Genomic DNA, 18,533 nt, shown 5'->3' with positions numbered 1-18,533 from the left:
AATGGTCAATTCCGTACACACGAGAGGAAATCGCCGTCATGCGGCTCCAGCGAACCACCGCCGCCCTGGGCGCGGCCCTCACCGCCCTCGTCGCCCTCACCGGGTGCAGCAGCTCCTGGGGCGAGGACGCCGGTCTCCCGGCGGCCGGCGACATGGCGGCGATCGAGAAGCTCGTCGGGGCCCGCACGATGTGCAGCGACCTGCGCACGGGCACGGCCGGCGGCACCATGAGCGAGGAGTCGCGGGACCCGGCCTGGGCGGTCAGGGAGCGCGGGGTGTGCGGTGACGACGCCCGTGACACGCTCACCCTGCTGTCCGTCTCGGACATGGAGAAGTTCCAGGAGTCCGCGAAGAAGGCCGCCGCCGCGGGCCACGCCACCCGCTTCCTGCTCGGCCAGGACTTCGCGGTGGTGACGGCGGACCCGAAGGCGGCGAAGGCCCTGATGGGCTCCGACGTCCTGCTCTTCACCTGCGAGCAGGGCTTCAAGGTGCCGGACGGCTACCGCAGCGAGAAGCTGCTCGTCGACGGCTGCGCCCTGACGGACTACCTCCCGGCGTAGCACGGACAGGCCCTGGCCTCCGGCAGGCCCCGTGAAGGGGCCCCGGAAGGAAGCCCGGCACGGGCCCCGGCAAGGGCCCGCCCCGGCCGCTCGCTACAGCAGTTCCCTCAGGCGGTCCGCCAGGAGGTCCCAGCGCCAGCGGTCCTCGACCCACCGGCGGCCCCGCTCGCCCATGCGGGTGCGCAGCTCGGGGTCGAGGAGGAGCGTGGCGATGCGGTCGGCGGACTCCTCGGGGACGCCGCCGCGGACGACCCAGCCGGTCTCACCGTCGAGGACGGCGTCCGGTGCGCCGCCGGAGTCGCCGGCGACCACCGGGAGGCCGGTCGCGGAGGCCTCCAGGTAGACGATGCCGAGGCCCTCGACGTCCAGGCCGCCGCGGCGGGTGCGGCAGGGCATGGCGAAGACGTCGCCCGCGCCGTAGTGGGCGGGGAGCTCCGACCACGGGACGGCGCCGGTGAAGCGGACCGAGGCGGCGACGCCGGTCCGGACGGCGAGCTTCCGCAGATCCTGCTCGTACGGTCCGCCGCCGACGATCAGGAGCACCGCGTCCGGCACCCGCCGAAGGATCTCCGGCATGGCGAGGATCAGCGTGTCCTGGCCCTTGCGCGGCACGAGCCGCGACACGCACACGACCACGGGCCGGTCGCTCAGGCCGAGCCGCTCGCGCACCTCGGCGCCGCCCGAGTCGGGGTGGAAGGTCTTCTCGTCGACGCCCGGCGGCAGCTGGACCATGCGCCCGGCGGCGGCCGGGCCGAGCGCGGTCGCGATCCGGGAGCGGGTGTACTCACCGAGATACGTGAGGGTGTCCGTGCCCTCGCCGATCCGCCGCAGCAGCTGCCGCGCCGCGGGCAGCTGCGCCCACCCGGCCTCGTGCCCGTGCGTCGTGGCGACGAGGCGGCGCGCGCCGGCCCGGCGCAGCGCCGGGGCCATCAGGCCGAGCGGGGCCGCCGCACCGAACCACACCGACTCGCAGCCGTGCTCCCGCAGCAGCGCGGTCGCGCGCGCGGTGACCCGAGGAGTCGGCAGCAGCATGGTGGTGCGATCGCGGACGACCGTGAAAGGCTGTTCGGCGTCGAACGCGGCGGTCGCCTCGATCCCCTCGCGGCTGCGCTTCCACGTGGAGGCGTAGACCACGATCCGCTCGGGATCCAGACGCAGCGCCATGTTGTGCAGGAACGCCTGGATTCCGCCCGGACGTGGCGGAAAGTCGTTGGTTACGATCAGGGTCTTGTGCATCGTGGCCGACAGTACCGCGATCGCGCCCCGAGCCCGGCACCACCACCCTCCGCCCCGGCGGACCGACAGGACAGGAACAGGACAGGTATGACGGGCGCAGTGGGCACGGCGGTACGTGACGGACTGGCGCGCGCCCGCGACGCGGTCGACACGCGCGACGGGCGACTGGCGCGACCGCTGGGCCTGTGGGCCTTCAGCCGCGGACTGATCCTGCTGTGCGTCTTCAAGATCGTGGTGATCCCCGGCCCCGACGTGACCAGTGACGTCGAGGAGATCTACCAGGGCTGGTACGAGGTCCTGCGGACCGGCACGTACCCCATGGACGACGTCACCTGGCAGTACCCGCCGGCCGCCGCGCTCGCGATCCTCTCCCCCGCCCTGCTGCCGTTCCTCGGCTACTCCTCCGCCTTCTTCGTGCTGGCGCTGCTCTGCGACGCCTTCGTCTTCGGCCTCCTGACGTACGCGGGGCGGCGCCCGGGCCGGTCGATGCGCGGCGCCTGGCTGTGGCTGGCCGGGGTGCCGCTGCTCGGCCCGACCGCGTACTGCCGCTACGACCTGATGGTGACGGCGGTGGCCGTGGCGGGCCTGCTCGCGGCGCTGCGCAGCCCGGTCGTGCTGGGCGCGCTCGCCGGCTTCGGGGCCACCCTGAAGGTGTGGCCGGTGCTGCTGCTCGCGGGCGCGGCGCGCGGCCGGGCCGCGTTCCGCTCGACGGCAGCGGCGGCGGGCACGGCGGCCGGCGTGCTGCTGGCCTGCGGGCTCGCGGCGCCGGGCGCGCTGGCCTTCCTGGGCTTCCAGCGGGACCGGGGCACGGAGATCGAGTCGCTGGGCGCGATGGTCTTCCACGTGGCCCGGCATTTCGGCTGGCCGGGCGAGGCGCGGATGAACTACGGCTCGATCGAGTTCCTCGGCCCGGGCGTGAAGGCGGTGTCGACGGCGGCGATGCTGCTGTCGGTGGCCGCGTTCGGCTGGCTCCTGGTGTGGTGGTGGCGGTCCCGCCGCCGGACCTCGGGCACCACGGCGGACGCGGCCTTCGTGGCGGTGCTGCTGTTCACCACGACGAGCCGGGTGATCAGCCCGCAGTACATGATCTGGCTGGTGGGTCTGGCCGCGGTGTGCCTGGTCTACCGGGCGAGCCGGATGCGCCGGCCCGCGTATCTGGTGCTGTGGGCGACGGCGGTCACGCAGTTCGAGTTCCCGGTGTGGTTCTCGCACGTGGGCGACAGCGATCCGCTGGGCGTCGGACTGCTCCTGATCCGCAACGGGCTCCTCGTGGCCGCCACGTTCTCCGCGTGCCGGATCCTGTGGCGGCAGACGGTCACGGAGCCGCGCCTGGAGGCGGCGGCGGGCCCGGTGCGCCTGCCCGTTCAGACCGACCGCGAGCGGACGCCCGTCGCGGTCTCGTCGCCCTCCTGAGGTCCGGCCCCGCCCTCCACGGCAGAGACCCGACGGCGGTGCAGCACGCCGAGAGCCGCGCACTGGGCGGCCGTCGCGAGCGCCATGGCGAGGCAGACACCACCGAGGCCGAGTGCGCCGGCGAGCACGTACGCAGCCGGTAGCTGGAGCAGGACGCCGCAGACGGTGATCCTGGCGAGCAGCGAGGAGTCGCCGGCGCCCTCGAAGACCCCGGCGAGGGCGATGAAGACGGCCATGAGCACCAGGTACGGTCCGAGGCAGCGCAGGAACAGCGCGCCGGCGGCGGCGACGGCGGGCTCGGCACCGAAGCCGCGCATGACCGGCCCGGCGGCCACGGACAGCAGCACCGCGGCCCCCGCACCGAGCAGCCCGCCGAGGACGAGGGCCTGCCGGCCGACGGCCCGGCGCTCCTCGCTCCCCCGCGTTGCCCGTCCCGGCCGCCCCGGGAACACCGCCAGGGCGCCCAGCCGGTGCGCGGTGTGGATGGCCGCGGCCTGCTTGACGGCGTAGAAGGCCATGGTGGCGACGTACATGGCCTTGGTCGCGATGCCGTAGGCGGCGATCTCGGTGACGCCGATCCGGGCGACGACGGAGACCAGGGCGAGCGCCCCGGCCATGCGGACGGCGAAGTCGACGGACATCGGCAGGCCGAGGGCGGCGGTACGGCGCACGGCGGCGGCCAGGCCCTCGGCCGGCCGTGCGGCGCGGGCGGCCCGCAGAGGGGCGTTGCGGCGCAGCGCGAGGAGTCCCGCGGCGAGCGCCGTGGTGCGTCCGACGACGGTGGAGACGGCGGCTCCCTCGACTCCGTACGCGGGGACGAACAGGGGGTCGAGGACCAGGATCAGCCCGTTGGCGAGGAAGGCGAGCCGCATGGGGGTGCGGGTGTCGCCGGTGCCCTTGAGGACGCCGTCGAGGACGGTGGTGGCGAAGAAGACGGCCGTGCCGGGCAGCGAGATCGCGAAGTAGGCGACGGCGAGGCCCTGTGCGGGGTGGCCGGCCCCGCCGAGCAGAAGGGCGGCGAGCGGCTCCCGCAGCAGGTAGCCGCCGATCGCGACGGGCGGGACGAGCAGGGCGCCGAGGGCGGCTCCGCCGCGTGCGGCGGAGCGCAGGGCCCTCGGGTCGTCGGCGCCTCTGGCCCGGGCGACGAGCACGGTGGTGCCGGAGGCGGCCATGAGGACGACGCCGAGGAGCAGGTTCTCGACATTGGTGGCGACGGCGACGGCGGCGACGGCGTCCCCGCCGAGGCGGGCGACCCAGACCATGTTGATGATCCCGGCGGCGACTCCGGCGAGGAGCTCCAGATAGACGGGCCCGGCGAGCCGGACGAGCGTGCGGCGGTGTTCCTTCGCGGAGTCCCCCATGGACCGATACCCCCTCGATTCGAGATACCTCGAATCGAGGCATCTCGAAAAGAGATAGCATGACGCCGCGTACGCGACAAGCGCGAAGGAGTCCGCCGGTGCTGGAGCTGACGATCCTGGGCTTCCTGGACGACCGGCCGTTGCACGGCTACGAGCTGAAGGAACGCATCCAGGGCCTGAGCGGCCACGTCCGCCCGGTCAGCGACGGCGCGCTCTACCCGGCGATCACCCGCCTGGTGAAGAACGGCCTCGTCGACAGCCGCACGGAGCCGGGCGCGGGCGCCGCCCCGCGCCGGGTGCTCTCGCTGACGCCCGAGGGCCGGGCGGAGCTGTTCGACCGGCTGCGCTCCCCCAAGGACGTCGAGATCACCGACGGCCAGCGCTGGTTCACCCTGCTCGCCTTCCTCGGCCGGCTCCCCGACCCGGCCGGACAGGCCGCCGTCCTGCGCCGCCGCCAGGCCTTCCTCGACACCCCCGCCAGCTTCTTCTACGAGGCGGGCGCCCCGGTCCGCGCGGAACAGGAACCGGACCTCTTCCGCCGGGGCATGCTCCGCATCGCCCGGGCCACGGGCACGGCGGAGAAGGCCTGGCTGACCGAGGCCCTGGCCGAGCTGGACCGGAAGACGGCGGGGAACCAGGACCCGTCCGACCGGTCAGGGCGGGACGCGCCCTAGGCCGTTTCTTTCGGACCCGGCCAAGATCCGGAAGAGACGGCCTAGGGCCTGTCCGGCCCTGATCCGCCGGACAGGCCCTGCCCCAGCCGCTCGCGCAGCTCGCCCCGCCACTGCGCGGTGAACTCCTCCGGCGTCGTGTCCAGGACGTCCTTCAGCGCCTTCTCCAGCGCGCCCTCGCGCTGCGGGTGGGCTCCGACGGCGCGGTAGAAGGCGGTGAGGCGCTCCTCGCCCCACCGTTCGGCGATCAGCAGGCAGGCCAGCCAGCCGCTCTCGTACGCCCGGGCCATCGCCTCGCCCTCGCCGCCGAAGGCGAACTCCTTGTCGTCCGGCAGCGCGTCGGGCGTCCGGCCGGCCCGTACCGCTCGGGCGAGTTCGGGCGCGGCCTGGGCGGGGGTGCGGCCGGTACCGCGGTAGGCGACCCAGTCGGCGAAGCCCTCGGAGAGCCAGAGCGGGGTGGCGGCGGTGGTCTGGACGCGGGTGGCGACATGGGTGGTCTCGTGGGTGAGCACGAAGCGGCGCCCGAAGTCGCCGAGCACGCCGTACGCCTCCGGGTTGACGATCACCCGGTCCGCGGGCGCCGTCGGGCCGCCGCCGATCTGGCCGGTGGTGACCGCCGCGATGCCCCGGTACGAGGCGGCGGGCGCGCCGAGCAGCCTGCCCATCGCGTCCACGGAGGCCGGGACCAGGACCACGATCCGGCCAGCCCAGGGCGAGGGCCAGGCGTCGCCGACGGCGGGCACCGCCCGGTCCGCCGCGTCCGCGATCTCCCGCAGGCGCTCCCGGCTCTGCCCCACTCCGAGGACGAGGCTGCGGCGGCCGGTCACGGTCGTGACCTCGCCCTGCTGCCACAGCTGCTGCGGGGCGCCGTCGGCCACGCGGTCGCCGGTGACGTACCAGCGGCCGTCCCGCTCGGCGAGGTCGAGGATCCGCTCGCTGGTGGCGGGCCCGGAGTCGTAGCCCTTGATGCGGTAGCCGAGTTCGGCGCGCGCGGTGGCCCGCCCCTCGCCGGCCGGGTCGACGTCGGTCACCCGGTAGGCGACGCCGCCGAGCGGGATCGGCGCGAGCCGGTCGAACTCGGTGCGCGCGGCGGGCGCGAACGCGGGGTCGAGGCCGGCGAGATAGCCGGCCTCGTCGCGGGCGAGCAGTGCGGCGGCGTGCCGGTCGAGCAGGCTCTGGACCTCGGCGCGCGCCGGGCCGTCCGGCTCCGTGGCCGTGCAGCCGGTGAGGGCGAGCAGCCCGGCCAGCAGGCACACGCCCGCGCCGCGCGCCGCTCCGCTCCCCTGACCTGCCACGCTCCGATCGTACGGGGGAACGGCGGAAGCGACCCCGGACGGTTTCCCGGGCCCGCCCGGGCCCGACCCGGCGCCGCCCGGGTCCCGCCACCGCCTCCCGGCCGGCTCAGACCCGGGTCACCGTCACGTGGGACATCATGTTCACCGGGTCGTAGCGGACCCGGGCGCCGGGGTAGGGCGCGTGGATGACCTGGCCGTTGCCCGCGTAGATGGCCACGTGACTGGCGTCGCCGCGATAGGTGACGAGGTCGCCGGGCTGGGCCTGCGAGAGCGGGACGCGGCGGCCCGCGTTGCGCTGGGCCTGGGAGGTGCGGGGCAGGGCGATGCCCGCCTGGCGGTACGACCAGACCATCAGGCCCGAGCAGTCGAAGGCGGAAGGGCCGGTGGCGCCCCACACGTACGGCCGGCCGATGGCGCTGCGCGCGGCGATCACCGCGGCGGCGGCGCGCGAGGGCCCGAGGTCGGCGAGCGGCGGGAGTTCCTCGTCGAGGGCGGCGCGGCCGGAGCGGGAGGCCCGCTCGAAGCCGGCCCGTTCGTCGGCGGAGAGGGAGGCGAGCACCCGGCGGGCCTCGGCGAGCTTGCGCTCGACGGTGCGCTTGTGCCGGGCCACCTCGCTGCGGCTGCGCTCCAGTTCGGCGAGGGTCTTGCCGGCCTCGGCCCGCTGCTGCGCCAGTCTGCGCAGCTCGTGCTTGAGTTCGTCGAGGGCGGCGCCCTGGCGGGCGGTGACCCGGTCGAGGACGGAGGCCCGTTCGAGATAGCTGTCCGGGTCGGAGGAGAGCAGCAGGGCGAGGGCGGGGTCGATGCCGCCGGAGCGGTACTGGGCGCCGGCGACCGAACCGAGCGCGCCGCGCATGCGGTTGATGCGCTCCTGGGCGCGGGCGAGGCCGTCCTGGGCCTGGGAGACCGTCCTGCGCAGCCGGTCGGCCTTCTCGTCGGCGCGGTTGAAGCCCTCGGTGGCGCGCTCGGCCTCCTCGAAGAGCCGGTCGACGGTGGCGCGGGTGGTCTCGGCAGTGGCGCCGCCCGGGTCGGCGTGCGCGGGGACGGCGCCGAGTGCCGTGGCCGCGGTGGCCGCGGCTGCGGTGAGGACGGTGACCCTGGCGGGTCGTCGGTGAGACGCCACGGATCGCGCTCCGTTCGGTTCGACGGACTGGCGCGGCAGACAGTAGCCGGTGATCCACCCGTGTCCAACGAACCCTGCGGGCACACAAAATGACGCCCCGCCCGAGACCACAAGGTCACCGGCGGGGCGTCGCGTCAGTCCTGGATCCGGCGAACCACCCGTTCGGAGGGCGGGTCGCGCGGGTCGGGCGCCGTCGCGCGTCCGCGTCAGATGCGGACGCCGAACTGGAAGGTGCCCATGTAGTCCATCGACTCGTAGCGGACCACGGCGCCCGGCTTGGGGGCGTGCAGGATGGTGTTGTTGCCCGCGTAGAGGCCCACGTGCGAGAGGCTGTTGAAGAAGACGAGGTCGCCCGGCTTGAGCTGGCTGCGGCCGATCTTCACGCCGTCGTTCTGCTGGGTGTAGGTGGTGCGGCTGATGGTGACGCCGGCCTGGCGGTAGGCCCACTGCGTCAGACCCGAGCAGTCGTAGGAGTTGGGGCCCTCGGCGCCGGAGACGTACGGCTTGCCGAGCTGGGTGGCGGCGGCGTTGAGGGCGGCCTTGCCGCGCTCGGAGGCGGGCACCTCGTTGCCGAGGTCGACGCGGTCGCCGGCGGCGCGGCTGGCGCGCTGCTCCTCTTCCTGCATCTTGGCGCGCTCGGCGGCGGTCAGGGTGTTGAGCAGCTTCTGCGCCTCGGCGAGCTTGCCCTGGAACTTCTTCTTCTTCTCGCCGAGGGTCCTGCGGACGTCCTCGAGGTCGGCGAGCTTCGTCGTCGCCTCGGCGCGCTGCTGGGCGAGGGTGCGCTGCTTGGTCTGGATGGACTGCAGCACGTCGGCCTGCTTGGCGCCGAGCTGGTCGATCGCGGACGCCTTGTCGAGGTAGGTGTCCGGGTCGGAGGAGAGGAAGAGCTGGAGCGCCGGGTCGATGCCGCCGGAGCGGTACTGGGCGGTGGCGACCGAACCGATCTGCCCGCGCAGGGTGTTGAGCTCCTGCTGGCCGCGGGCGACCTTGTCCTGAAGGGCGCTGATCTCCTTCTGCAGCTTCTCGCGGCGCTCCTCGGCGAGGTTGTACTGCTCCGTGGCCTCCTCGGCCTCGTGGTGCAGCTTGTCGACCTTCGACTTGACCTCGTCGATCTTCGGCTTGGGGGCTGCCACGGCGCCCGACTGGGCGGAGAGCGCGACGGCCGCGGCGGCGGTCGCGGTGAGCACGGTCACACGGGCGCGGCTCGGCTGCTTGGGACGACGGTGGGACGCCACGAAGGCGATCTCCTTCTTCCTCGAGCCGCCAACCGGGCAGCGGCAGGCGGGACCAACGCTGTCATCCCCGATGGATGATCAACCGCGCGAAGGTTCGAGGCCCGACCCTAGTGACCATCTTGTGATCAGTTCAAATCCCAACGGGCAAAATCTGGCCCGCTCAACACATTATTTACGCGCACCCCACGGGCAGTAGTGGCCACTTGACCCTCTGCGGATCAGGAAACGGGCATTACGGGTGGACGTGACGAGAGGTCACGAGAGGCGCGAAAGGCGCTTCAGCAACAAGGCGGACGCGACCGGCCGCGCACCGGACTTGGCGACGCCGTCGGCCACCTCGCGGTCGGTGGACACCACCACGACCGGCCGGCCGGGCGGCTCCGCGCGCACCAGCTGACGGATCAACTCGTCCGCCGTCACACCGGGCTTGGAGAACAGCACCCGGACCCCGCGCGGCGGGGCGAGCAGCACGGGAGCCGCCAGCTCGGCCCCGTCGAAGACACAGGTGACCTCGGCGCCCGAGCGGGCCGCCAGCGCGGACAGGCCGCCGAGCAGCCGCAGCCGCTGCTTCTCCAGCGGCATCGTCGGATAGCCGGTCTTCGTCACGTTGTAGCCGTCCACCACCAGGTGCGCCTGGGGCAGTTCGAGCAGCTGGTCGAGGAGCGCGGGATCCGTCTCGGACAGAGCGCGGGCCGCGATGTCCTTCGGCGACATCCGACCCGGCTCCACCGCGTCCACGGTGTCCGCCGGGTGCATCGACACGGGCGGCAGGGCGAGTTCGCGACGCAGCCCCTGGGCGGCGTCGAGCACCGTGTCCAGGAGCAGCCGCAGCCGCATGTCCTCCACCGAGCGGCCCTCGCGGGCGGCCCGCCGGCTGGCCTCCAGGGCCGCCTCGACCTCGCCGAGCCGCGCCTTGAGGCGCCGGCTCTCGCTCTCTGCGGCCGACACCTGTGCGGCGGCCTCGGTGCGCGCCGTGTCGATCTCGGCCTGGACGCGGCGCAGCGCGGCCTCGCCGCGCTTGACGTCGCTCTGGGCGCTGCGCAGCTTGCGGTGAAGCGATTCCGCTTCCTTGCGGGCGGCCTCCAGGTCCCGCCGCAGCTGCTCGGTCTCGGCCCTGGCGCGGTCCCTCGCCGCCGCGACCTCCTCGCGCAGCCGCTCCAGCTCGCGCCGGCCGGCCTCGTCGGCGCGCTCGGCGTCGGCCCGTTCGGCCTCCTCGCCCGCGGCGGCCACGAGCTTGCCCCAGCCGGGCGGGCGCAGCACGTACGCCGCCGCGGCCACGTCGACCGGGTCGGCAGCGGCCGGCGGGGCGCCGGACTCGACGGCCCCGGCCAGTTCGGGCTGGGACTCCTTGAACCGCTCCCCGATCCGCTGCCGGAACAGCGGATCGCCCTCCAGGGCGGCGGCCATCGCGTTCCCGGCGAACTTGGCCCGCCGGGAGGCGGTGAAGCGGGCGTACTGGCGCAGCGGGGCCGGCAGCTCGGCGACGGTCAGCCCGCCGAAGGCGTCGGCGACGAGCGCGACGACCTTACGGCGTACGGCCTCGGGCAGCGGTCGGTCGAGCGCCTCCGCAGCGCCGTCTGCCGAGCCTTCCGGCCCGGCACCCTGCGCGGGCTGCTCCACGATCCGTCACCCACTCCCTGTCTCGCCTCGCCGGGCCGCTCCTCAGGAAGCGGCGCCCGGCCTGTCCACCAGTTCGATCTGGTCCACCGCGTTGCACCAGCGGCAGCGGACCGACTCGATGGTCTCACTGACCACCTCGCGCTCCTCGACCTTGGGCTCTCCGGCGAGGTCCAGATGGACGTACTCGACGACCTTGGACGAGCGGGTCACGTCGAAGCGGGTCAGGTTGCCGCAGAGAGTGCAGCGCCAGCGGGTCTCGGCGGTCGGCAGGGGAACCGTCGTCATCGTGCCGTCCTCTTTCCGTACGAGGCTTTACGGGCCCGCGGTGCACCGTCGAACTGCGGGAGTACTGCCCGTAACCCTACGGCCTCGCGGGTACCCCGTGTCACGGCGAGGCACTCTGTCCAGGTGGGCCCCGGTACGCCATGATCTGTCCATGATCGACTGGCGGAGCGCGGCCCTCGGCGCCTGGCGCGGCGCCCGTGGCGGGCCCACCGTGACCTACGGACTCATCGCGTGCTGCGTGCTGCTGTTCGCCGTCAGCCCGGTGTCGGGACTCGGTCCGGCGTACGGCACGGGCGACGAGCTGCTCGCGGCGCAGAGCACGTACTTCCAGCGCTGGGGCGTCATCCCCGCCGAGCTGACACAGGGCGAGCCGCGCGCCCTGCTCACCCCGCTGACCGCGCTCTTCGTCCACGGCAGCTGGCTGCACCTGCTCGGGAACATGCTGTTCCTGTACGTCTTCGGCGCCATGGCCGAGGAGCGCATGGGCGCGACCGGCTTCGGCCTGTTCTACCTGGGCGTCGGATATCTGGCGCTGGCCGGCTACGCGGCGGTGCACGGCGACCAGGCGGACGGCGGGCAGACGCTGGTCGGGGCCTCGGGGGCGATCTCGGGCGTGCTGGGCGCCTTCCTCTATCTCTTCCCGCGCTCCCGGGTCACCAGCCTCTTCCCCTTCCTCTTCTTCCTGCCGCTGCGCTTCCCGGCCTGGATCGTGCTGGCGTTCTGGTTCGCGCTCCAGTGGCTGGCGGCCCGCTCGGCCGGGGCGGGGCCGGGGGTCGCGTACCTGGCGCACGTGATCGGCTTCGCGCTGGGCTTCGTCTACGCGTGGGCGCGCTACGGGCGTGGGGATAAGGTGAAACCACCAGCCGCGGCCACCGAGGGAGAAAGCCAGCCGTGATCACCGCGATCGTGCTCATCAAGACCAGCGTGGACCGCATCCCCGAGATCGCCGAGGCGATCGCCGCGATCGACTCCGTCAGCGAGGTCTTCTCGGTCACCGGCACCTACGACCTGATCGCCATGGTCCGGGTCGGGCGCCACGACGACCTGGCCGACATCATCCCGGGCCAGATCTCCAAGATCCCCGGCGTCGAGGCCACCGACACGCACGTCGCCTTCCGCGCCTACTCGCAGCACGAGCTGGACGCGGCCTTCGCCATCGGCCTGGAGTCGTAGGGCGGCCGGACACAGCGGTGAAGCCGGCCTCTCCCCACGGGAGGCCGGCTTCACTCGTACGGGGGAACCCCGTCAGCCGCGGTACGGGCCGGGTTCAGCCGCGGTCCGGGACGCAGCGGCCGTCCTCGGTGCGGTACTTCCAGCGGGCGCCGTCGCGCACCAGCTCCTTCACCGCGCCGACGAACCGCTCCACGTGCTCGTCGGGCGTGCCCGCGCCGAAGCTCACCCGGATCGCGTTGAGGGACCGCTCGCCAGGGGCCGCCTCCGGGGCGCCGCACTCGCCGGGGTCCCGCGGGTCGCTGCCGAGCAGCGTGCGCACGAGCGGGTGGGCGCAGAACAGGCCGTCGCGGACGCCGATGCCGTACTCGGCGGACAGCGCGGCGGCGAAGTGCGAGCTGTTCCAGCCCTCCACGACGAAGGAGATGACGCCGACGCGCGGCGAGTCGTCGCCGAAGAGGGAGAGGACGCGGACCTCGGGCACCTCCGCCAGGCCCTCGCGGACCCTGGCGATCAGGTGCCGCTCGCGGGCGACGAGGGAGTCGAAGCCGGCCTCGGTGAGGGCCTTGCAGGCGGAGGCGATGGAGTAGACGCCGATGACGTTCGGCGAACCGGCCTCATGCCGGGCCGCGGTGGTGTGCCACTCCACGTCCACACCACCGTCGGCCCGGCGGGCCACCTTGCGGGAGGCGCCGCCGCCCGCGAGGTAGGGCTCGGATTCCTGCAGCCAGTCGGCGCGCCCGGCGAGGACGCCGGAGCCGAACGGGGCGTACAGCTTGTGCCCGGAGAAGGCGACCCAGTCGACGTCCAACTCCCGTACGGAGACGGGGTGGTGGGGCGCCAGCTGGGCGGCGTCCAGGACGATCCGCGCGCCGTGCGCGTGCGCGGCCGCGGCGAGTTCGCGCACCGGCCACAGCTCGCCGGTGACGTTGGAGGCACCGGTCACGCAGACCAGGGCGGGCCCGTAGGGGTCCCGGTCGGCGAGGGCCCGCTCAAGGGTGGCGACGGCCTGCTCCGGGGTGCGCGGCGCGTTGAGGTAGGTGACCCGGGCGTCCCTCCAGGGCAGCAGCGAGGCGTGGTGCTCGGTCTCGAAGACGAAGACCTGGCAGCCGGCGGGGATCACCTGGGCGAGCAGGTTGAGCGAGTCGGTGGTGGAGCGGGTGAAGACGACCTGGTCGCCGGGGCGGCAGTCGAGGAACTCGGCGACGGTGGCGCGGCTGCTCTCGAAGAGGTCGGTGGAGAGCTGGGAGAGGTAGCCGGCGCCGCGGTGGACGCTGCCGTAGTACGGGGCGTAGGCGGCCACGTCGTCCCACACGCGCTGGAGGGCCGGGGCGCTGGCGGCGTAGTCGAGCGCCGCGTAGGTGACCTCGCCGCCGGTGACGAGCGGGACGGTGACGTCACGGCCGAGGACCGGCAGCGGGGCGTCGCAGCAGGGGTCGGTGTCGGCCGGAGCAGCGGCGGCGGAAGCGGTGGCGGAGGCGTTCGGGCGTGCGGACATGACGGTGTCTCCCGGCATAAAAGGGGCGCGAAAGGGCGTGAGGGGCCCGCGGGGCGGCAGCGCGAAAGGGGGTGCCGCGTACGGGTGTTGAGGTGGAGAAAGGGGCCGGAGGCCCTAGCGCATTCGCTTGCTCACGAGACACCGCTCCCTAGAGGACCAAGGACCCCAGGGTGTGCGCAGGGGTCCGCGCTTGCCGCAGGCTTCTGCTCGTGCGGCCTGGTCTTCACCCGGGGCACCCCGCCACGGACGGAGGGTTGCCGGACAGCCAGCCGGGGCTTTGTCGCTGTCACTCATGACCTGTTCCAGAACCTATGCCAGACGATCACGACGACGCAACCCCGTCCCGGCATCCGGGACGGGGTCGCAATCCGCCGTTCACACGCGCTCAGGCGTTGCTGGCCGCGATCCACCGCTCCAGGGCGCGGCGGGCGGAGCCCGAGTCGACCGACTCGGCGGCCCGGTCCATGCCGGCCCGCAGCTGCTCCGCGAGGGTGCCCTCGCCCGGCTCCAGGGCGACCAGCGCGGCCGCCGAGTTGAGCAGCACCGCGTCCCGCACCGGGCCGGTCTCGCCGGCGAGCAGGCGCCGGGCGACGTCGGCGTTGTACGAGGGGTCGCCGCCGCGCAGGGCGTCCAGGGTCACCGGCTCGATGCCGACGTCCCGCGGGTCGAAGCGCTCCTCGCGGACGGCGCCGTCCCGGACCACCCACACCCGGGAGGTGCCGGTGGTGGTCAGCTCGTCCAGGCCGTCGTCGCCGCGGAAGACCAGGGCGGAGTTGCCGCGGTCGGCGAGCACGCCGGCCACGATCGGCGCCATGCGCGGGTCGGCGACGCCGACGGCCTGGGCCCGCACCTTGGCCGGGTTGGTGAGCGGGCCGAGCACGTTGAAGGTGGTGCGGATGCCGAGCTGGCCGCGGGCGGCGGCGACGTACCGCAGCGAGGGGTGGAACTTCACCGCGAAGCAGATGGTGATGCCCGCCTCCTCGGCGACCTCGGCGACCCGCTTCGGGGTGAGGTTCAGGTTGATGCCGAGCTTCTCCAGGACGTCGGAGGAGCCGGAGGCGGAGGAGGCGGCGCGGTTGCCGTGCTTGACGACCCTGACGCCGGTGCCGGCGACCACGATCGACGACATCGTGGAGATGTTCACCGTCCTGGCCCCGTCGCCGCCGGTGCCGACGATGTCGACGGCCGGCCCGGGCACCTCGATGACGTTGGCGTGCTCGTACATGGTCCGTACGAGACCGGAGATCTCCGCCACCGTCTCGCCCTTGGCCCGCAGGGCCACCATGAACCCGGCGATCTGCGCGTCGGTCGCCTCGCCGCGCATGATCAGGTCCATCGCCCAGGCGGTGTCGTCGGCGGACAGGTCACGGCCTTCGAGGAGTCCGTTCAGCAGGGCGGGCCAGGAGCGGCCCGCCGCGGTGTCGCCTCCAGCGGGGTGCACAGCGCTCATGGTCGCTCCTGTGTGTACGTACGGGACTGCGAGGTCGTCTCCCACCCTATCGATCTCCGGGCACGGCAAAGAGCCCCGTCCATCGAATGGACGGGGCTCTCGCCGTGGCGACTACCAGGTCAGGTGATCAGTGGTGGCCGTGGCCGCTCTCGATCTCCCTGAACTCCTCGACCGTCGGCTTGGCGATCTGGTTGTCCGCGCCGTAGTAACCCCGGTTGAGCTTGACCCGGAGCTTCTCCATGCGGCCGATCTTGCGCTCCACACCGTTCTCGTCGACGGCCGGCGGCAGCTCGGCCGGCTCGTACTGCTCGTGGGCGGTGAGCTTGTAGCGCTCGCCCTGGCTGAGCGGCTGGTGGACCTCGACGAACTCACCGTGCGGCAGGCGCTTGATGATGCCGGACTCGCGACCGTGCAGCACCTTGTCCTTGTCCCGGCGCTGGAGGCCGAGGCAGATCCGCTTGGTGACGATGAACGCGATGACCGGGCCGACGAAGAAGAAGATCCGGACGAACCAGGTGATGGCGTTCAGCGACAGGTGGAAGTGCGTGGCCCACAGGTCGTTTCCACCACCGACGAGCATGACCATGTACGCGGTGATCCAGGCGACACCGAAGGCGGTGCGCGTCGGAGCGTTGCGCGGGCGCTGCGCGATGTGGTGCTCGCGCTTGTCGCCCGTGATCCAGGACTCGATGAAGGGGTAGACCGCGATCGCGGCGAGGACCGCCGGGAAGATCGCCAGCGGGATCATCACGCCGAGGACCAGCGTGTGGCCCCACAGGTTGATCTCCCAGCCCGGCATGACACGGATCAGACCCTCGGCGAAGCCCATGTACCAGTCGGGCTGGGCGCCGGTGGACACCTGGTCCGGGCGGTACGGGCCGAGGGCCCAGATCGGGTTGATCGAGGCGATCGCCGAGATGACCGCGATGACGCCGAAGACCAGGAAGAAGAAGCCTCCGGCCTTGGCCATGTACACCGGCAGCAGCGGCATGCCGACGACGTTCTTGTTGGTGCGGCCGGGGCCCTCGAAGTGCGTGTGCTTGTGGACGAACACCAGGATGAGGTGCGCGACCACCAGGCCGAGCATGATGCCCGGGAGCAGCAGCACGTGCGCCGAGTAGAACCGGGCGACGAAGTCGCCGCCGGGGAACTCGCCGCCGAACAGGAACATCGACAGGTACGTGCCGACGATCGGCACGGACAGGATCGCGCCCTGCATGAAGCGGACACCGGTGCCGGACAGCAGGTCGTCCGGGAGCGAGTAACCGGTGAAGCCGGTGAACATGCCCAGGAAGAACAGCAGGAAGCCGAACAGCCAGTTGATCTCACGCGGCTTGCGGAACGCGCCGGTGAAGAAGACGCGCATCATGTGCACGAACATGCCGGCGAGGAAGATCAGCGCCGCCCAGTGGTGGATCTGCCGGATGAGCAGACCACCGCGCACCTCGAACGAGATGTGCATGGTCGAGTTGAACGCCTCGGACATCAGCTGTCCCTGGAGCGGGACGTACGGTCCGACGTACTCCACCTCGTTCATCGACGGGTGGAAGAACATCGTCAGGTAGACGCCCGTCAGGATGATGATGAGGAAGCTGTAGAGGCAGACCTCGCCCAGCATGAAGGACCAGTGGTCCGGGAAGATCTTCCGCATGTTGGCCTTGGCCAGCGTGTAGATCCCCAGGCGTCCGTCGGCCCAGTCGGCGATCCGCTCTCCGGCGGGCGCCTTCTTCTGCGTGTTGGTCACAGTGCTCATCCGCGCTCCCAGAAAGCAGGACCGACGGGCTCTTCGAAGTCGCCGTGCGCCTCGAGGAAGCCCTTGTCGTTCACGCCGATCCGCAGCTGCGGGAGGGCGTGGCCGGCCGGGCCGAAGATGACGCGGGCGCCGTCGGACAGGTCGAAGGTGGACTGGTGGCACGGGCAGAGCACGTGGTGCGTCTGCTGCTCGTACAGGGAGATCGGGCAACCGACGTGGGTGCAGATCTTCGAGAAGGCCACGATGCCCTCGTGGGACCACTCGAGCTCGCGCTTGTCCTTGATGTCCTCCGGCTGGATCCGGACGATCATCAGGGCGGCCTTGGCGATCTCGGTCTGGAAGTGGTGGTCGTGCTCCTCCAGGCCCTCGGGCTTGGCGAACGTCAGCGAACCGACGGCGACGTCCTCGGGACGCAGCGGCTCGTTGGTGTTCATGTTGATGAGGAGCTTGCCCTTCGCCCACATGGTGGAGCGGAGCTTCTTCTCGGGCAGCGGACCCATGTCACGCAGCAGCACGACGCCGGAGAGCGGCACCAGGGCCAGCGCGCCGAACAGCGTGTTGCGGACCAGCTTGCGGCGGCCGAAGCCGGACTCGGCGGCACCGGCCGCGAAGTCCGCCATGACCTTGGCCTTGACCTCGGGCGACGCCTCCATCGGGTGACGCTCGTCGGCCACCTCGACGTCGGACATCAGGGTGCGGGCCCAGTGGACCGCGCCCGCGCCGATGAAGAACAGGGCCAGGCCGAGCGTCCAGCCCAGGGCGAAGTTGAGCGCGGACACCCGGCCGAACGGCCAGATGTACACGATCTTGTCGACCGGGAAGATCACGTACGAGGCGATGAAGCCGATCGTGGCCAGCATCGACAGCGTGAACATGAAGGCGATCGCGCGCTCGGACCGCTTGGCGGCCCGCTCGTCGATGTCCTGGATGCGCGGCTTGTGGGGCGGGAGGCCCGGGTCGGCGAACGGGTCTTCGGCGACCTTCACCGCGCCGTGCGCGGTGTCCTGCACGGTCGGCAGGTTCTCTTCTGAATTCTCTTGGGTACTCATGACTTCTTGGCCTTAGCGGTGTGGGCCGCGACCCAGATGGCAACTGCGATCAGCGCGCCCAGACCGAAGATCCACGCGAACAGACCCTCGCTGACGGGGCCGAGGCCACCCAGCTTGAGACCACCCGGGTTGTCGGCCTTGTCGCTGTTCACGGCCTGGACGTAGGCGATGATGTCCTTCTTCTGCTTCTCCGGCATCGTGGTGTCGGGGAAGGAGGGCATGTTCTGCGGGCCGGTCTGCATGGCCTCGTAGAGGTGCTTCGGGTCCACGCCCTCGAGGCTCGGGGCGTACTTGCCGTAGGTCAGGGCACCGCCCTCACCGGTGAAGTTGTGGCACTGGGCGCAGTTGGAGCGGAACAGCTCGCCACCCTTGGCGACGTCGGCGCCCTCAGGGCTGTACTGGTTGGCCTTCGGCACGGTCGGGCCGGCGCCGAGGGAGGCGACGTACGCCGCGAGCTGATCGATCTCAGCCTGCGTGTAGATGACCTTCTTCCTCGGGACCTGCGCGCCCGGCTGCTGCGCGGGCATGCGGCCGGTGCCGACCTGGAAGTCCACGGCCGCCGAGCCCACGCCGACCAGGGACGGGCCGTCAGAGGTGCCCTGACCGCCGGTTCCGTGGCAGCTGGCACAGCCGACGGAGTAGAGCTTCTTGCCCTCCTCGATGGCCAGGGACTGGGCGGTTTCATCGGCCTTCGCCGTGCCCGCGGGCGCGAACGCGGCGTAGAGCCCCCCAGTTGCCGCCAGCGCGAGAAGTAGGACGACGACCGCCGCCAGCGGATGGCGTCGTCGTGCGGAGAGCTTTTTCACGGATTACCCCG

The 18,533-nt window shown here is 72.5% G+C and carries 17 protein-coding genes and 1 riboswitch; of the genes, 5 read left to right on the top strand and 12 right to left on the bottom strand.

Features of this window, described 5'->3' with window-relative positions; genetic code table 11:
• Positions 1-38 precede the first annotated feature (38 nt).
• Positions 39-560 (top strand): hypothetical protein, encoded by a 522-nt coding sequence (locus tag ACFVGS_RS26885; protein WP_384420803.1) that lies wholly within the window; start codon positions 39-41, stop codon positions 558-560.
• A gap of 93 nt (positions 561-653) precedes the next feature.
• On the opposite strand, the gene ACFVGS_RS26880 is transcribed toward ACFVGS_RS26885, so the two are convergent.
• Positions 654-1,796: a glycosyltransferase family 4 protein gene (locus ACFVGS_RS26880; RefSeq protein WP_384420805.1), complete on the bottom strand. Its 1,143-nt coding sequence runs from the start codon at positions 1,794-1,796 to the stop codon at positions 654-656.
• Positions 1,797-1,883: 87 nt separating this feature from the next.
• Here ACFVGS_RS26880 and ACFVGS_RS26875 point away from each other — a divergent pair, with 87 nt between their 5' ends.
• Positions 1,884-3,209 carry a glycosyltransferase 87 family protein gene (locus tag ACFVGS_RS26875; protein ID WP_384420807.1) on the top strand — a complete coding sequence of 442 codons (1,326 nt, stop codon included), beginning with the start codon at positions 1,884-1,886 and terminating at the stop codon, positions 3,207-3,209.
• On the opposite strand, the gene ACFVGS_RS26870 is transcribed toward ACFVGS_RS26875, so the two are convergent.
• On the bottom strand, positions 3,161-4,570 hold the full coding sequence (locus ACFVGS_RS26870) for an MATE family efflux transporter (protein ID WP_385694040.1): 1,410 nt from the start codon (positions 4,568-4,570) through the stop codon (positions 3,161-3,163). The two genes, ACFVGS_RS26875 and ACFVGS_RS26870, sit on opposite strands and share 49 nt — an antisense overlap.
• Positions 4,571-4,668: 98 nt before the next feature.
• Between ACFVGS_RS26870 and ACFVGS_RS26865 the strand changes: the two genes are divergently transcribed.
• Positions 4,669-5,244, top strand: a complete 576-nt coding sequence (locus ACFVGS_RS26865; protein ID WP_385694037.1) for a PadR family transcriptional regulator — start codon at positions 4,669-4,671, stop codon at positions 5,242-5,244.
• A gap of 41 nt (positions 5,245-5,285) precedes the next feature.
• Here ACFVGS_RS26865 and ACFVGS_RS26860 read toward each other — a convergent pair whose 3' ends face one another.
• The 5 genes from ACFVGS_RS26860 to ACFVGS_RS26840 form a co-directional block, all read right to left on the bottom strand.
• Positions 5,286-6,536: a hypothetical protein gene (locus ACFVGS_RS26860; RefSeq protein WP_384420813.1), complete on the bottom strand. Its 1,251-nt coding sequence runs from the start codon at positions 6,534-6,536 to the stop codon at positions 5,286-5,288.
• A 106-nt stretch (positions 6,537-6,642) separates the two neighbouring features.
• The gene (locus tag ACFVGS_RS26855; protein ID WP_384420815.1) at positions 6,643-7,656 is read right to left on the bottom strand and encodes an NlpC/P60 family protein; all 1,014 of its coding nucleotides are present in this window, start codon (positions 7,654-7,656) and stop codon (positions 6,643-6,645) included.
• A gap of 206 nt (positions 7,657-7,862) precedes the next feature.
• Positions 7,863-8,891: an NlpC/P60 family protein gene (locus ACFVGS_RS26850; protein WP_384420817.1), complete on the bottom strand. Its 1,029-nt coding sequence runs from the start codon at positions 8,889-8,891 to the stop codon at positions 7,863-7,865.
• A gap of 255 nt (positions 8,892-9,146) precedes the next feature.
• Positions 9,147-10,511, bottom strand: coding sequence for an NYN domain-containing protein (locus ACFVGS_RS26845; RefSeq protein ID WP_385694033.1), 1,365 nt, complete (start codon positions 10,509-10,511; stop codon positions 9,147-9,149).
• A gap of 42 nt (positions 10,512-10,553) precedes the next feature.
• Positions 10,554-10,796: a hypothetical protein gene (locus ACFVGS_RS26840; protein ID WP_128976779.1), complete on the bottom strand. Its 243-nt coding sequence runs from the start codon at positions 10,794-10,796 to the stop codon at positions 10,554-10,556.
• 151 nt (positions 10,797-10,947) lie between these two features.
• Here ACFVGS_RS26840 and ACFVGS_RS26835 point away from each other — a divergent pair, with 151 nt between their 5' ends.
• On the top strand, positions 10,948-11,691 hold the full coding sequence (locus ACFVGS_RS26835; protein ID WP_384420820.1) for a rhomboid family intramembrane serine protease: 744 nt from the start codon (positions 10,948-10,950) through the stop codon (positions 11,689-11,691).
• Complete coding sequence (locus ACFVGS_RS26830) at positions 11,688-11,969, top strand: Lrp/AsnC family transcriptional regulator (protein ID WP_128976777.1); 282 nt, start codon at positions 11,688-11,690, stop codon at positions 11,967-11,969. Before ACFVGS_RS26835 ends, ACFVGS_RS26830 begins: the two co-directional genes overlap by 4 nt.
• A gap of 94 nt (positions 11,970-12,063) precedes the next feature.
• On the opposite strand, the gene ACFVGS_RS26825 is transcribed toward ACFVGS_RS26830, so the two are convergent.
• From ACFVGS_RS26825 to ACFVGS_RS26805, 5 genes are all read right to left on the bottom strand, one after another.
• Positions 12,064-13,464: an aminotransferase class V-fold PLP-dependent enzyme gene (locus tag ACFVGS_RS26825; protein ID WP_385694029.1), complete on the bottom strand. Its 1,401-nt coding sequence runs from the start codon at positions 13,462-13,464 to the stop codon at positions 12,064-12,066.
• Between the two features lie 181 nt (positions 13,465-13,645).
• Positions 13,646-13,762: riboswitch (SAM riboswitch) on the bottom strand.
• 87 nt (positions 13,763-13,849) lie between these two features.
• A complete protein-coding gene (gene trpD / locus ACFVGS_RS26820) occupies positions 13,850-14,914 on the bottom strand; it encodes an anthranilate phosphoribosyltransferase (RefSeq protein ID WP_384420824.1) in 1,065 nt (354 codons plus the stop codon).
• 127 nt (positions 14,915-15,041) lie between these two features.
• Positions 15,042-16,667, bottom strand: a complete 1,626-nt coding sequence (locus ACFVGS_RS26815; protein WP_384420826.1) for a cytochrome bc complex cytochrome b subunit — start codon at positions 16,665-16,667, stop codon at positions 15,042-15,044.
• Positions 16,664-17,716: a Rieske 2Fe-2S domain-containing protein gene (locus ACFVGS_RS26810; RefSeq protein WP_385694026.1), complete on the bottom strand. Its 1,053-nt coding sequence runs from the start codon at positions 17,714-17,716 to the stop codon at positions 16,664-16,666. The genes ACFVGS_RS26815 and ACFVGS_RS26810 overlap by 4 nt, the downstream gene beginning before the upstream one ends.
• On the bottom strand, positions 17,713-18,522 hold the full coding sequence (locus ACFVGS_RS26805) for a c-type cytochrome (RefSeq protein WP_384420829.1): 810 nt from the start codon (positions 18,520-18,522) through the stop codon (positions 17,713-17,715). Before ACFVGS_RS26805 ends, ACFVGS_RS26810 begins: the two co-directional genes overlap by 4 nt.
• Positions 18,523-18,533 lie beyond the last annotated feature (11 nt).

This window comes from Streptomyces sp. NPDC127114, from assembly GCF_042677525.1.
Taxonomy (GTDB): domain Bacteria; phylum Actinomycetota; class Actinomycetes; order Streptomycetales; family Streptomycetaceae; genus Streptomyces.
The sequence above is the reverse complement of the archived record's forward strand: the minus strand, read 5'-3'. Positions and strand labels throughout refer to the sequence as shown.

Excerpts from the sequence above, each read along its gene's own strand:
- ACFVGS_RS26885 (WP_384420803.1), top strand. The coding sequence starts at position 39 with ATGCGGCTCCAGCGAACCACCGCCGCCCTGGGCGCGGCCCTCACCGCC.
- ACFVGS_RS26880 (WP_384420805.1), bottom strand. The coding sequence starts at position 1,796 with ATGCACAAGACCCTGATCGTAACCAACGACTTTCCGCCACGTCCGGGC.
- ACFVGS_RS26875 (WP_384420807.1), top strand. The coding sequence starts at position 1,884 with ATGACGGGCGCAGTGGGCACGGCGGTACGTGACGGACTGGCGCGCGCC.
- ACFVGS_RS26870 (WP_385694040.1), bottom strand. The coding sequence starts at position 4,570 with ATGGGGGACTCCGCGAAGGAACACCGCCGCACGCTCGTCCGGCTCGCC.
- ACFVGS_RS26840 (WP_128976779.1), bottom strand. The coding sequence starts at position 10,796 with ATGACGACGGTTCCCCTGCCGACCGCCGAGACCCGCTGGCGCTGCACT.
- ACFVGS_RS26835 (WP_384420820.1), top strand. The coding sequence starts at position 10,948 with ATGATCGACTGGCGGAGCGCGGCCCTCGGCGCCTGGCGCGGCGCCCGT.
- ACFVGS_RS26825 (WP_385694029.1), bottom strand. The coding sequence starts at position 13,464 with ATGTCCGCACGCCCGAACGCCTCCGCCACCGCTTCCGCCGCCGCTGCT.
- trpD (WP_384420824.1), bottom strand. The coding sequence starts at position 14,914 with ATGAGCGCTGTGCACCCCGCTGGAGGCGACACCGCGGCGGGCCGCTCC.
- ACFVGS_RS26815 (WP_384420826.1), bottom strand. The coding sequence starts at position 16,667 with ATGAGCACTGTGACCAACACGCAGAAGAAGGCGCCCGCCGGAGAGCGG.
- ACFVGS_RS26810 (WP_385694026.1), bottom strand. The coding sequence starts at position 17,716 with ATGAGTACCCAAGAGAATTCAGAAGAGAACCTGCCGACCGTGCAGGAC.